The 13771-nt window shown below is 68.1% G+C and carries 14 protein-coding genes; 7 read left to right on the forward strand and 7 right to left on the reverse strand.

Features of this window, described 5'->3' with window-relative positions:
- The first annotated feature begins 15 nt into the window (after positions 1 to 15).
- The 6 genes from ACIBAE_RS19240 to ACIBAE_RS19265 all read left to right on the forward strand — a co-directional run bounded on the left by ACIBAE_RS19240 (position 16) and on the right by ACIBAE_RS19265 (position 6655).
- Positions 16 to 1374 (forward strand): hypothetical protein, encoded by a 1359-nt coding sequence (locus ACIBAE_RS19240; protein ID WP_399286641.1) that lies wholly within the window; start codon positions 16 to 18, stop codon positions 1372 to 1374.
- 92 nt (positions 1375 to 1466) lie between these two features.
- Entirely contained in the window at positions 1467 to 2807 is a 1341-nt protein-coding gene (gene mycP, locus ACIBAE_RS19245) for a type VII secretion-associated serine protease mycosin (protein ID WP_399286643.1), read from the forward strand.
- Positions 2808 to 2925: 118 nt separating this feature from the next.
- Positions 2926 to 3234, forward strand: a complete 309-nt coding sequence (locus ACIBAE_RS19250; RefSeq protein ID WP_399286646.1) for a hypothetical protein — start codon at positions 2926 to 2928, stop codon at positions 3232 to 3234.
- A gap of 110 nt (positions 3235 to 3344) precedes the next feature.
- On the forward strand, positions 3345 to 3965 hold the full coding sequence (locus ACIBAE_RS19255) for a hypothetical protein (protein ID WP_399286648.1): 621 nt from the start codon (positions 3345 to 3347) through the stop codon (positions 3963 to 3965).
- A gap of 24 nt (positions 3966 to 3989) precedes the next feature.
- Entirely contained in the window at positions 3990 to 5504 is a 1515-nt protein-coding gene (locus tag ACIBAE_RS19260) for a putative T7SS-secreted protein (RefSeq protein WP_399286651.1), read from the forward strand.
- Positions 5505 to 5527: 23 nt separating this feature from the next.
- Positions 5528 to 6655, forward strand: coding sequence for a hypothetical protein (locus ACIBAE_RS19265; protein WP_399286654.1), 1128 nt, complete (start codon positions 5528 to 5530; stop codon positions 6653 to 6655).
- A 248-nt stretch (positions 6656 to 6903) separates the two neighbouring features.
- On the opposite strand, the gene ACIBAE_RS19270 is transcribed toward ACIBAE_RS19265, so the two are convergent.
- The 5 genes from ACIBAE_RS19270 to ACIBAE_RS19290 all read right to left on the reverse strand — a co-directional run bounded on the left by ACIBAE_RS19270 (position 6904) and on the right by ACIBAE_RS19290 (position 11666).
- Positions 6904 to 7404 carry a hypothetical protein gene (locus ACIBAE_RS19270; RefSeq protein WP_399286657.1) on the reverse strand — a complete coding sequence of 167 codons (501 nt, stop codon included), beginning with the start codon at positions 7402 to 7404 and terminating at the stop codon, positions 6904 to 6906.
- A 13-nt stretch (positions 7405 to 7417) separates the two neighbouring features.
- Positions 7418 to 7897, reverse strand: coding sequence for a hypothetical protein (locus tag ACIBAE_RS19275; protein ID WP_399286660.1), 480 nt, complete (start codon positions 7895 to 7897; stop codon positions 7418 to 7420).
- A gap of 118 nt (positions 7898 to 8015) precedes the next feature.
- On the reverse strand, positions 8016 to 9662 hold the full coding sequence (locus tag ACIBAE_RS19280) for an alpha/beta hydrolase (protein WP_399286663.1): 1647 nt from the start codon (positions 9660 to 9662) through the stop codon (positions 8016 to 8018).
- 177 nt (positions 9663 to 9839) lie between these two features.
- Positions 9840 to 10631, reverse strand: coding sequence for a class I SAM-dependent methyltransferase (locus ACIBAE_RS19285; protein WP_399286666.1), 792 nt, complete (start codon positions 10629 to 10631; stop codon positions 9840 to 9842).
- Between the two features lie 126 nt (positions 10632 to 10757).
- Entirely contained in the window at positions 10758 to 11666 is a 909-nt protein-coding gene (locus ACIBAE_RS19290) for a prepilin peptidase (RefSeq protein WP_399286668.1), read from the reverse strand.
- Positions 11667 to 11790: 124 nt separating this feature from the next.
- On the opposite strand from ACIBAE_RS19290, the gene ACIBAE_RS19295 reads away from it, so the two are divergent.
- Positions 11791 to 12144, forward strand: a complete 354-nt coding sequence (locus tag ACIBAE_RS19295; protein WP_399286670.1) for a DUF192 domain-containing protein — start codon at positions 11791 to 11793, stop codon at positions 12142 to 12144.
- A 17-nt stretch (positions 12145 to 12161) separates the two neighbouring features.
- On the opposite strand, the gene ACIBAE_RS19300 is transcribed toward ACIBAE_RS19295, so the two are convergent.
- Together ACIBAE_RS19300 and ACIBAE_RS19305 are read right to left on the reverse strand one after the other, a co-directional pair.
- Positions 12162 to 12935 carry a hypothetical protein gene (locus ACIBAE_RS19300; RefSeq protein WP_399286673.1) on the reverse strand — a complete coding sequence of 258 codons (774 nt, stop codon included), beginning with the start codon at positions 12933 to 12935 and terminating at the stop codon, positions 12162 to 12164.
- A 436-nt stretch (positions 12936 to 13371) separates the two neighbouring features.
- On the reverse strand, positions 13372 to 13677 hold the full coding sequence (locus tag ACIBAE_RS19305; protein WP_399286969.1) for a hypothetical protein: 306 nt from the start codon (positions 13675 to 13677) through the stop codon (positions 13372 to 13374).
- Positions 13678 to 13771: the final 94 nt, after the last annotated feature.

Genomic DNA, 13771 nt, shown 5'->3' on the forward strand with positions numbered 1-13771 from the left:
TTCGCTGGCCTGACCATGGATCAGATGAAGGCGATGGTCGTGGGGGCGAATCCGGGTGAGGTGCACAACGTGGCGACCGGCTGGGGTGATGTGAACACCAAGCTGGTCGGTGAGGGCGGTGGGGGTGGTGTCCGTCAGGCGTTCCTGGCGGCGGTGGACGAGGTGCTGGAGCACTGGGAGGGTGACGCGGCGGACGCGTTCCGGGCCCGGGCGCGGGTCATCGGGGTGAAGATCCAGGACGGTGCGAAGTACGCGGAGTACACGTCGACGGCGATGCGCAGTGCGGCGACGGTGCTGGAGACCATCAAGCCCGAGGTCGAGGCGATGGAGAAACCCGGAAAGCTGGACAGCGCTCTCAACGCCTTCGGGGACGGACTCACCCGCTCAACCGACAACTTGCAGCGTGACCAGGCTGCCGGTAAGTCCACGCAGGATGCGCTGGACAGGAACAAGGACGACCTGTCGGCGGGCAAGGAAGCCCAGCTGCGGATGGCTGTGAAGATGGAGCAGTTGGGGGCGGCTTACGCGTCGCAGGCGAAGGCGATGGGGTCGTGGAAGAAGAACCGCCTTCCCAACGACAGTCATGACGACTATCCGGGTGATCCTGGGGGTATCGCGCCTGTTCCGATCGTGGCGGTTCCTACGGAGGGTGGTCCCCGGTTGGTGGGGAGGACTCCTGCCGGTGGTGGCGTTGCCGGGGGTGGCGCACCCGTTGCTCCGTCGCCGAATTCGCCGCGGCTCGGTGGCGGTATCGGGGGCGGTTCGCCGTCCAGGGGATCTTCTCCTTCCGGTGTCGGTACGGATGTGGACGGCATCGTGTCCGCGGGTCCTCGTGGGGGTGGTGCCGGAGTCGGTCCCGGGGGCGGTGCCGCAGGCTCCGCGGGGGTGATCGGTGGCGGGCCCGGTAGTACGGCGGGTGCGGGTGCCGGTCTCGGCGCGGGGGGTTTCCCGGGTGTTCCCGGGGTCGGTACCGGTGTCGGGCGTGGTGGTTCCGTCGTCGGCGGGTCGGCCGGCACCGGCGCGGGTGCCGGGCGGCCGGGGATGGGTGCCGGTGGTGGTGCCGGGGCGGGTGCGGGGCGTGCGGGAGCGGCCGGCGGCCGGGGTCCGCTGGCCCGTGCGAAGGGCGGGACGGTCGGTGCGGCCGGCGGCAGGCCCAGCCCGGCAGGCGGCGCCGGATCCGGGCTGCACGGCAGCCGCGGCGGCAGCGCCGAAGGCCGCAAAACCTCCGGAACCTCCAACGGCGCCCATGGTGCCGGAGCCACCGGCAAGGGACGCGACAAGGACAAGAACGGCAAACAGCGCCCCGACTACCTCGTCGAGGACGAGGAAACCTGGGTCACCCAGCAGAACGTGACCCCCCGAACCATCGAATAACCACCACCCCACCACCACAAGCGATCATGAAACGGGGCCCACCCCACCACACAGGTGGGCCCCACCGGGCGGGCAGAGAGGACAGACACAGCATGGTGCTCACGCGGACGCTGCGCATCCTGGGCAGCGCGGCAGCAGCGGGAGCGCTGCTCCTCACCACCCCACCCACCGCGACCGCGGACCAGGTACGGAACGACCAGTGGCCACTCCAGGCCTTCGACGCCGACAAAATCTGGCAACTCGCCACCGGCAAAGGCATCACCGTCGCCGTCATCGACGACGGCGTCGACGCCCACCACCCCGACCTTGCGGGCAACATCCTCCCCGGCAAAGACTTCATCGACGGGGACTCCGACGCCTCACCCGCCCCAGGGGACGATCACGGCACGGGCATGGCCGGAATCATCGCGGGACACGGCCACGGCGCCGGAGGAACTGACGGCGTGATGGGACTCGCTCCCGAGGCGAAGATTCTGCCGATTCGTGACAGAGGGTCGGATAGTGACGGCTTCGCTTTGTCGATCAAGTACGCCGTGGATCAGGGGGCTTCGGTCATCAATATCTCCCAAGGTGGCGGATCGCGGCCGGACGGAGACTCGGAATTCGAGGCGGTCAAGTACGCCTTGCAACGCAACGTCGTCATCGTGACTTCATCGGGCAACGACGGAAAGAGCGGAGCCGACGCCATCGGTTATCCGGGAATCTATCCTGACGTAGTGAATGTCGGCGCAGTACAGAGCTCCGGCGAGATCTGGGAGAAGTCCAACTCCGGCCCGAACCTGATGCTTTCCGCTCCTGGTGACGGCATCGTCTCCACGGGTACGGATGCGGACGGCTACCGCATGGGAACCGGCACTTCCGATTCGGCCGCGTTCGTCTCCGCAGCCGCCGCCCTCCTCCGGGAGAAGTTCCCCGACCTCACCGCCGGCCAGATCGTCAACCGCCTCACCAAAACCGCCGGACTCCCCTCCTCGGCCAAGGGCATCAAACTCCCCGACGAGAAATACGGCTACGGCTACATCCAGCCCCTCGCCGCCCTCAAGAACAACATCCCGCCCGGCCCGGCAAACGGCCCCCTCATCATGCCCGCGCCATCCGCGCCTTCGGCCACCGACGACAGCAACAACGGCAGCAACAGCGCGGCGGCAGGCGACAGCGAATCGGGGACTCACCTGGCCCGCTCCGCCGTCTATCTGATCGCCGCCGTCGTTGTGCTCCTGATCGCGGGCGTCGTCGCCCTGGTCATCATCAGCGGCAAGAAACGCAAGCGCCACGCGGCCGAACAGCGGATTCACGGCCAGGGATACGGGAGTTACCCGCAGCAGCAAACTCCGTATCCCCCACAGTCACATCCCCACCCGTACCAGCAGCAGCCCCCGCCCCCGGCTCCGCCGAACCAGCAGCCGCCCGGGTACAACCCGTATCAGCAATAACCCGAACTGGCTCATTCAATCAGTCCAAGTACCAGAGATGAGCCTCAAGATCCTTTCTGAGGGACACCGTTGGCGTCAAAGTCGGCGCGTGTCGGACGGACACAGGAGAAACAAGGGTATGACCGGTTATTACAGGGTGGAGCTCGAAGCGCTCGGCCGGCTGACGGAACAACTCGGCAACTGCGCTGATGACATGCGTGCCGCGATGAAACTCCTTAAGGACTTCGACCCCAAGGGCTCGGGTTTCAACGAGCTGGACAAGGCATGTGACGACTTCCAGGAATCCTGGGGATATGGCATCGGGCGTATCGCTGATGCGACAGGCGGGGTCACCGAAGGACTGATCCAGACCCAGAAGATCTACTCGGCCCTTGAGGAACAGATCGCCGAGGGCTTCAAGATGGCCGACGGAGGCACGGACAAGTGATACCCGAACAGGCGGCGGCGGACGGCATGGCAACGGACGGCGCCGGCCACTCCCCTCGTACGGCAGTCAGCTTCCAGCCTCAGCCAGAATTCCACGAGGTTCCTCTCGGCTTGGACGTCGACGAGGAGACTCTCGACGAGCAGATGCGTACGTTCTCCCGCGCGTACTGGGGCGAACGCGAGGAGTGGGAACCGCTGCGCCGCGTGTTCGCAGCCATGCAGACGGCGAACTCCCAGCAACTTGCCGCAGATGGCGCGATCTACCAAGCGATGGGCATCTTCCCCCGCGCGGGTACGGCGGACGATTCCACCGTGTCCGAGCGCGTCAGCCACTGCACTCTGCTGGTGAGCATCCGGGACATCGACAACCCCGATCCAGGCGTCGCCGCCGCCGGCGTGGCGGAGACACTGTCACGGACCGACGACGGCGGCGAGGCGCAGCTCATCGCGCTGCCCGCGGGCCCCGCCGTGGTACACATCGCAGGACAACGCGTGATGTGGCGGTTGGACGAAGGCGAGCGGGAACGCTTTCTCGTACGCATCGAGGTCTGGATTCCGTTTCCCGCAGAGAACCGGCTGCTGCTGCTCTGCCTGAGTACCTCTGACGTTGGGGACCTGCACCTCTACCAGGCCGTCCTGGCCGACATTGCCGACACCGTCACCTTCGGCGACGCCCCACAGGCAGATGACACAACGGTCGAAGCCACACCGTCGCTTTCCGATTTCGGCTGATCGCCGTCAAGGGGGGACCACAGCGTGAGTACACACATTTTTGACGCGCTCGGATTCGATCCGGCTCCGGGCAGTCCGGCATCGGTGGAGCATCTTGCCACCACCCTGGGCAGGGTCGGCAATCAGCTGAACGACTCTCACAGCACGCTGTCGCGTCTGGGAACGAGCGACGGGATCTGGGAAGGGGAGGCAGCCGCCGGATTCTCGAAGAAGGTCGGTGCACTGCCGAAGTACCTTGCGGAGGGGCACCATTCACTGATCGACGCGGCAGCCGTGCTGCACAGGTGGAACGTTGAGCTGACGGATTTCCAGTCGATCGCCGCGCGCTACGAGTCCGAGGCGGAAGAGGCACGCCGGGTCCTCAGCCAGGCCGAGAACAACCCGGACCTGCATCTCGTAGGGCAGACCTTCGCCACGGACGAGGCGCTACAGGATGCACAGGGACGGATCGACTACGCGTCGAAGCGGGTCAACGAGGCTCAGGCGGCGCTCAACCACATCCTGAAGAAGGCACACGACCTCCTCGACGCCCACGCGGCCGCGGCACGCGCCGCGGCCGAGGCGATCCACAGGGCTGCTGATAGCGCACCGGACGAACCGGGGCTCTTCGAGAGCTTCCTGGACACTCTCAGCAACCTGGGTGACGAGCTCAAGTCGCTGGGGACCGCCATCAGCACATGGCTGAAGGAGCATGCCGATCTCATCTACCAGATCGGCGATTGGCTGGGGCTGGCCAGCGCGGCCTGTGACGTTCTCGCGCTGATCTTCTCCGAAACAGTCATCGGTGCCGTGGTCTTCGAAGCCATCGGAATGATCCTCAACGCGGCCGCTCTGGGTTTCCATGTGAGTGGCTGGGCGCTGGGCGCGAAAAATGGTTCATGGACGGATATCGGCCTGGATCTCGTCGGCTTCATTCCCTTCGGTGATGTCGCGCGGTACGGCAAGGTCGGCTTGGGAGCTTTCAAAGGCGTCAAGATCCCGCTGAATGTGGCGGAGGTGGGGGCGAAAGCGTCGGACGCACTCCAGCGAGCAGGCGATATCGTCGACGTGGTGGGAGGCACAGCCAGGATCGGCCAGGATGCCGCAGGGCAGGTCGCACGTCAATTCGGCGTTCTGGGCAGAGAGGTGGAGGCGATTCATATAACTGCTGACACCTTCAGGGACCGTCTGGGTGTCGCAGTGGCCAGACACCTCGGCGACGCGAACCTGTACAAGGCGGGGACTCACCTCACGGATCGCGCTTTTCAGAAGATGATGCCGCAACTCATCGAGCACACACCCTTGAAGCACATTCCGGCGATAGCCGACTCGGTGAGATCGGTCGCCGACAGCGCCGGCAGAGAAATCAAGTACATAGACCCTCGCTCCTGGGTCGCCCGCGGGAACGAGGCCGTCACAGGCGCGAAAGATCTCTACAAGGAAGGCGTGCGGTATTCCTCAGGGGAAGTCGATTATCTGTCGGACACAGTGCACGAGAAGGTCGATCAGGCCAGGAACGCCATCGGGAGCGTCGCCTCCGTCATCAATCTGTTCGGATGAGCGAAAACAGGAAGAATCTCCAGATGACTGAACCGCGCAAAGACCCGAGATCAGCACCGCGGGCGGCGAAGCCCCTCTCGATGGCGCGTGCCCGTTACGTCTTCCAGATACTCTGGTTCCCTTTGCTCTGGGTGATACTGGCTCTTCCTGCCCTCCTCGCTTTCTGTGTGCTGTACGCGATGTCCGTCCTGCTCGACGCGGACAGCGGACTTCCTTATGTGGCCACCGGGCGCCGTTGGCGGCTACGTCGACGGATGTGGCTGAACCGGGCACGGATGCGCCGGGAATCCTCCACAGATCTGCCGTGGCTCCAAGACGAATTCCGAACGTTGTTCGACGGCAGAAAGACTCCGGGAAGCGACACCGCCGGAACGGTCCGATACCACAAGGACGGCCGAGTAGAGGTCGACGACAGCTACTTCCGCCAGTTGGGAGCGGCACAGGCGCTGCGGATCGCGGCGGAATACGGTTACGTGTCCGCCGACAACGGCAGGGACCTGCCCGTGTGGCTGGTCTTCGGAAGACCGCTTCCCTCAGCGAGCGGTCAGCCGCACGCGGGAGGAGGCCTGGGCCTCGCGGCCGAGACGGATCTGATGCGCCTCATGAATACATTGCACGGGGATCCCCGCGCGGCGCCGCGACCCGCCAAGTCCGCGGCGCTGCTGCGCATCCGCTACATCTGGCAATTTCTCTGGTTCCCGCCACTGTGGTTGCCGTTGGCTGTTCCGACGTTCATCGTGTTGTTGACGTTGAACGTCATCAACGGTCTCCTCGAAGGGGATGGTGGGTTGCCGGTCCATCTGGCTGGTGGCCGCCGGTGGCGGCTACGCCGCCGGATGTGGCTGAGCCGGGCACGCGTGCGCCGGGAGCGTTCCATGGATGTGCGCTGGCTGGAAGGCGAATTGCGCGCTGTCTTCGATGCTGTGGCCGCCCGCCCCTTGATGGACCACACCACCGACACACTGTGGTCTCACCGGGACGGCCGTCTGGAGATCGACGACAGCTACTTCCGCCGGCTCGGCGCGGTACGGACCCTGCAGATCGCTGCTGAGTACGGATACGTCTCCGCCGACGAAGGCCAGGGGCTTCCGATATGGGTGGTCCTGAAGCGGGCTCTGCCCGTCGGAGGGGAGACGTCAGCTGCCCTGTGATCGAGGGCTCGCGCGTGCGGCCGCGATTTAACTCAGGGAGTCGGTCACCGTTTGGACCTGGGGGAAGCCGAACAACAATTCTCCCGCCGATCCGGATCATCTGGCCGAGTGGATCGACCGCTCCGGTGCTGGATCGATCGACCGGCCCCCGGCCTGAGGAAGAAGACTCTCCTGGAATGGGCCCGAGAGATCCCCGCGTCCCGTACGAGACGCGGGGACCGTTTCCTGGCCCTGACACCGCCCGGACTTCAGCTACCGGTCGCGCCGTCGCCGTCATACGTCGGCATCATGTAACCGCCGCGCGGGTCTTGCGCGGTGATATCGAAGTCACCGGGCGGCGGGCCGAACGCATGGCCGGTGGAGGTGTCGGCCGGATTCCAGGGCCCCTCCGGGGCACGGGCCACCGGATGCGTGATGCCGGCGGCCGGAGCGGAGAGGGTCCCGGTGCCTTCCAGGCCCTCGAAGTCCTTGGCCGTGGCTTGCTCGTTCCACTCGTGCCCGTCCGCCGACGTACGCAGGTTGTCGGCGCCCGTCCGCATCCGTTCCCGCAGCCCGTTCAGGGCCGGTTTCCAGCTGTCCGCCAGGGTCCGCAGCGAGGGGCCGACCGACCAGCCCTCCAACGCCCCGGCCGCCGCGCCGGATTCGGTTACGGCCTTGTCGGACGGGCCCTTCATCGCCTGGGCGATCCCCTCCTCGGCGTGCGCGGAGGCACGCAGCTCAGCGGGGTCGGCCTCGGTCTGTCCTGACATCGATCGTCACCTCTCAGAACTGCTGCTGCTTGACGCCGGGCGGAAGCATGCAGAGGGTACGGACGCCGAAGGACATGGACGACGGCGCGCCCTTGTGTGGCTTGCCCGGATCGGACATCACCGAGTAGCCGTCCTTCTCGTGGCGTGCGGAGAACGTGGCGGTGTAGCGGGAGTCCTGGTATTCGCGGTAGCCGGTCACCTCGAATCCCTCCTTCGCCAGACGGCTCTTCAGCTTCCTGACGACATCGGTCTGCTGTTCGGTGGGGACTTCCGCGAAGACGTAGTAGAAGAGGCTGAAGCGGCCGTCCTCGGCCACCTCGTCGCCCTCCCCCACGCAATCTTCGTAGTGCGTCACCTCGGTGGCGCGGTCGATGTCGACGGCCGCCACGGTGCCCAGGTAACTGGTGTATTCCTTCGCCCAGGTCAGGGCGGATTCCCTGCTCATGCGGGGCAGCGGGGCGTTGATGTCCTCTTTGTCGTCGGTGAAGGGCATGCAGCCTCCTGCGATGAGTACGGCGGCCACGACCAGCGCGGCCCGGAGCGGACGGGACCTGCCGAGGAAGGTCCGGAACGGGCGGGATCTACCGAAGGGGACCCGGAGCGGACGGGACCTACCAGGGCAGGAAGGGGACATCGTTCTCCTCCTTGGGAGTCTCTGCCGGCGGCACACCTGCGATGATCTTGCCTTGGTTGTCCAACGAGGCGCTTCCCTCGTCCCAGTAGCCGCTGTGGCCGCTCGTGTCGACCGTGAAGTTGCGCCCGCCGAAGGGCTCTTCCAGCGGGTTGTCGCCGAGCGTCAGATCGGAGGCCCAGTCGATGACACCGTCGTCCTTCGCCCCACCGGCCCAGACGTGGTCAGGGTCCATCTGGAGGTCCGACGCCCGGTCGACGGTCATGCCGGGGCTTCCGACCACCAGGACGTCGTCCGCCCCGAGACCCTGGCCGCCGGCCGCCGCGGCGCCGACGACGGTCGATCCGTAGCTGTGTCCGAGGACGGTGGTGTGGCTGGGCGGGCCCTCGTGCGACGCACGCGTCCCCTCGACGAACTGGCGCAGGTCGGGGGCCGCGTCGTGGGCGCGTCCCGTTCCGCCGACGCTGTTGAAGTCCGTCGCGGAAGCCTCCGGGGCGTCGTATCCCAGCCAGCTCACCATCGCCACCGATCCGCCGTCGGGCTCGTTTCTTCCGGCGGCATCCTGAAGTTTTCCGAGCCGGGTGAGCTGCCCCGGAACGCTGTCCATCGTGGTGTTGGTGCCCGGGACCAGGACCCCGGTGTGGTCGGCGGTGTCCGGGTTGCCCATCGCGATGATCGCCCGCCCCTCCCCCTCGGAGTCGTACCCGAGGACGTACAGCTCCTTGCCCGGAGGCGCGGAGTCGCCCTGCTCGATCCGGTCGCGGAGGAGCTGGAGATTGTGCTGGCGCTGGTTCAACTCATCCTGGCTCGCGCCGGGGTAGAGGGCCTTCGGGTCGCCCTCCTCGATGGCGTTGAGTTCCTGCGTGAGCGCCGTACGGTTCGCGTCGTCGCGTACGGTCGTGGGAAGGCCGTCGGTGGCCCCGATCTCCCTCGGGTAGAGCGTGGCGTATTCGCGTCGCTCCTCCGGGCTCAGCGCGTCCCACCACGCGGCCGCCGCCTTCGGGTCCTTCTCCGGGATCTGCGGGGCCTGCAGGCCCACGGCCTTCATGGCGTCCCTCACGTCCTGGGCGGACTCCGCCGAACCGCCGTGGTTCGTACTGTCCAGGACATCGCCGTTCAGCATCCCCAAGGCCCGGCTGCCGTCGGCGCTCCCTTTACGGGCCATGTCCAGCGCGTCGTCGATCCACTGCTGGTATTCGCTGCGCGGCCCGGCACGGTCCTGGATGATCTGCCGGGTGTCCGGGTCGTTGTGCGGGAGGTCGGCGGTGGTCGGGTCGCTGACCCGGCCGTCGTCGTCCACCGTGTAGTGGTTCTCCTCGGCCCGCTGGACCGCGTTACGGAGATTGGTCTGCGCGCCCGACATCTCGGCCCGTACGTCGTCCAGCACGACGGCGATCGCCATGCCCTCGGTCTGGACGATCCCCAGCCGCGACTCCACGTCTTCCAGGTAGAACAGGGCGCGGTCGGCGTCGTCCCCCTTCCAGGTGGCGTGCAGTGGCCCGGTCACCTGGGAACGGTGCCGGTCCACGCCCTCGTCGGCCTCGGTGGCGAGCTTCCGCCAGGCGGACGCCGCCTCCTCCAGGTCCCCGAAGTCCTGCTTCATCAGCCGTGCGAAGTCCGATGCCATGGTCAGGTCACCTCGCCGGCCTCGATGGAATCGGCTTCATGCACTCCTGCACCCCGTGAAAAACCCACTAGAAACCTCTCCGCGCGCGGTCAACTGCCCTGCCATTAAATACTGGTGACACCACGGTGGGATCGCCGGAGCGGAAATGCCCCCCTTTCCCTGGCCCGCGACGCTCGGTCAAGCCTTCTCGCTTCCCCGCGAACTCCTCTTGACGGCCTCGATCAGGAAGCGGGTCGTCGTGGCCACGAAGGGGCCTTCGGTCTCGATGCGGCGGTGCAGCGCGATCAGCCGGTCCCGGTAGTGCTCGACCGTGAAGCCGGGCACCATCCAGATCACCTTCCGCAGGAAGTAGACGACGGCTCCGATGTCGTGGAACTCGGTGCGGAGCGAAGCCGTCCGCAGATCGACGACATCGAGGCCGGCCGCTTGGGCGTCCCGCCCGGCCCGCTCCGGGTCGCGAACGGACCGCGCGGCGGGCGGCTGCGGCCCCAGGAAGTACTCGACCAGTTCGAAGACGCTGGCCGGCCCGACCTCCTGGGAGAAGTACGTACCGCCGGGACGCAGGACCCGGGCGATCTCGTCCCACCACGCCTTCACCGGGTGGCGGCTGACGACGAGGTCGAAGGCGCCGTCCGCGAACGGCAGCGGCGGCTCGTCCGGGTCTGCGACGACGACGGCACCGAGCGGATGGAGCAGGGCCGTGGCACGGGCGATGTTCGGCGGCCAGGACTCGGTGGCCACGGTGAGCGGCGGCAGTCGCGGTACGGAGGCGAGGACCTCACCACCGCCGGTCTGGATGTCGAGGGCGGCCGAGGCGCGGGACATCCGCTCGGCCATGGCCCGGGCGTAGCCCCAGGAAGGGCGCTCCTCGGTGGCCCGGCCGTCCAGCCAGGAGAAGTCCCAGCCGTCGACGGACACGGCCGCGGCCTCGGCGATCAGCTCTTCGAACGTACGGTGGGTACGAGGCATCGGGCCATGGTCGCAGCGGGGCGGTCTCCCGGGCCATCGGCTTATGGCCGCCGTACGGCTCCGAGCACCGCGAAGCGTGGCCCGGCCCATGAGTCAGCCCGCCCACGAGCCGGCCCGGCCCGCGGGTCAGGCGGCGGCCAGAGCTCCGAGAAGGATGCCCAGCAGGGCTCCGGCGATCATGAACGGGCCGAAGGGGATCGCCGTCCCCCGGCCCGCCCGGCGCAGCAGCATCAGCCCGAGGCCGTAGAGCGAGCCGAGCAGGAATCCGGCGAAGGCGCCGACGAACAGCACGAGCCAGCCGTACCAGCCGAGGGCGACACCGAGCGAGAGCGCGAGCTTGACGTCGCCGAAGCCCATGCCGTTCGGGTTGATCACGAACAGGATGAAGTAGCAGGCGCCGAGGGCGAGTCCGCCCAGCAGCGCCGTCGTCCACGTCCCGCCGTCGCCGGGCAGCAGAGCGGCCAGACCGAGCAGCACGGGGGCCCCGGCGGCCAGCGGCAGGGTCAGCTGGTCGGGGAGGCGGCGGACGTTGCGGTCGACGAGGGCGAGGAGTACGGCGAACGGCGCGAGCAGCAGCCACACGGCGAGCTCGGGGCGGGGTCCGGTGGCAGCGGCGAGCGCGGCGCAGGCGAGCCCGGTGAGCGGGGGGACGAGGAAGGAAGGGGCGTATCGGACCGAACGGGTCGCTGGGGGTACGACGACGGGCGCCGAAGCCACCGGGCCCGGTGGGGGCAGCGGGACAGGTGGTGACAAGGGGCCGGGTGGGGGCTCGGGAACGCCGGTGGCGGATGCGTCGGGCACGGGAGCGTCGCTACCCGGGCTTGTCGCCGTACGCGAGGGCACGGTCACCTCGCAGCTCGGGCAGCCCGCACGACCGAGCCACCCGCGGGCGGGTCCGGTGATCGGGTGGCCGGCCGGGCAGCCGGCCCGCCACGCGTCCTCGGGTTCGACCGAGAGACGGTACGCGGCACGCGGCAGCAGCAGTCCGGTGGCCACCCCCCAGAGAGCGGCGACGGTGATCAGCGAGGCGTACACAGCGCCGAGCTTAGGACGGGGAGCGGCCGGGGGCATGGGTCCAGGGGCCCACTCCCCGCACCGGGTCCCGGAAAGACCGGCCCTACGGGAGGCAGTCGGTACGGCGGGCGCTACGGTCACGCCCATGGGTAAATGGCTGAACGGCAGAGGGAAGTTGACGGTCCCGGAGCACGACGCACCGGTGGAGCTGGAGATCGCCGCCTCGTACGGGACGCGGCGGCGCGGCCTGCTCGGCCGGGACGGGATCGAGGGGGCGTTGCTGATCACCCCGTGCAACAGCGTGCACACCTTCCGGATGCGCTTCGCGATCGACGTCGCTTATCTGGACAAGGAGTTGAAGGTCATCGACGTGCATACGCTGAAGCCGGGCCGGATGCCTCTGCCGCGCCTGCGCGCCCGCCATGTGCTGGAGGCGGAGGCCGGGGCGATGGCCCGGTGGGGGGTACGGCAGGGCACCCGGCTGAGCGTGGACGGGTAAGCGCCCCCCGAACGGGACTACTTGAGTTTGGCCGCCTGGGCGGAAAGCAGGGCGTCGGGCAGCTGCGGCGCCCCGACACCGTCGGGGTCCGCGGCGTGGAACGTCGCCACGGTGCCGCCGACCCGTACGACATGGAATATCAGCGGGAAGGGCAGCCCCTCGCGGTCGCCGGTCACCTGGTAGGCGACCGCTTCGTCGCCGTCCTCAACCGCGTGCAGCCGTTTCACGGCGGTGTAGTGGGACGAGCTGCCCCCGCCGGTCGCGGTGAAGCCGTCGGCGCATGCCTCGACGGCGTCGCGCAGCCGGCCGAGCAGGATGCTCGCCGCCTGCGGACCGTGCGCGGTGAGGAATTCGGAGATGGTGGTCAGGCTGTCCGCGGCGTCGGCGATCCGCCGGTACGCCGTGGCCTGGGCGAGCGGCTCCGGGCGGCCGTTGATCAGGGCGATGAGGGGCGCGCACTCGGCCCGGTCGGCGGTCTCGGCCCCCGGCGGCGGTCCGTCCGCCGGATCGACGGTGAAACCGGGAACGTCGTCGGCGGCGAGGATGGCCCGGTCCAATTCGGCCTGGCTGAGCACTCTTTCGCCGCCGGAAGCGGAGGCGTTCCCGCCGGTGCCGGTGCCGCTGCCGCCGCCGGTGCCGATCTGGCTCGGCCGTAAGGCCTGACCGGGCGCCGCGTCCCCGGTGAGGGCCACCGCGGCGGCTTCCTTCTCCACGCCTCCGCCCCCACAGGCGCCCGCGAGCCCCAGTGCGAGTGCGGCGGCCGCTGCGGCCAGGATGGTGCGGGGTGACATAGCTGTGGTGCTCGTCCTCATCCGTTTCCCCATCTCCCGAGCCATGCGCCGCAGTCGACCACGGCCGACCGCACTTGTCCGGCGGGCGCAGGCTAACAAGCCGGAGGCCACTCCCGCATGGGTCTCCGGACCTAACCTCGGCCCCAGCGGCCCTTCGATCCGCTCGCCAGGGCAGGGAGACAGCGAAGGGGGACGGTCCGCCACCGGCGCGGGACGGACGAGGCCGGCCCACGCCGAGCCCCGGCTCCCCCACACGGAGCAACCCGGTCCGCAGCGCCGTACGTCGCGGACCGGGCCCTTCGTGCAGGTAACTGTGGGGGCTCGCGGTTGACGTCATAGGGCGTCACGCTGACCAGCTGTTTCTCAGGTTGTCTCACGCAGTGGCCGGTGCTCTTGTCTCAGGATCGGTGGCATTTCCTCACGACCGCTGTGGCGATCACGACGGACGGGCGGCGATGTCCTGGCGGGCGGCCTTCCAGACCTCTTCGAATTCCTCGGAGGTGAGCGGCAGCGGGTCGTGGCCTTCCCACTCGGAGACGGGCAGTTCGGCGGTGATCCCGAACCTGCTGTCGTACTCGTCGAGGCGGCCTGCGTCATGGGCTCGCTGCCATTCTTCGAGGGAGGCAGCCGCGATCGGGGTCAGGTCAGGCCCTTCGAGCTCGATCTGCCGGACCACCACCCAGCCTTCGGCATCGACCTCGAAGTAGAACCAGGTGTCTTCCTCGTCCCAGTAGCAGCGCATCCATGTGGTCACCAGCCAATGGTCCCAGGGAGTGTTCTCCCTGCTCACCGAGGTACTGTCAGCGCCATGGTGGAGAATCACGCCATACTGATCG

Source organism: Streptomyces sp. NPDC051569, from assembly GCF_044454085.1.
Lineage (GTDB): Bacteria > Actinomycetota > Actinomycetes > Streptomycetales > Streptomycetaceae > Streptomyces.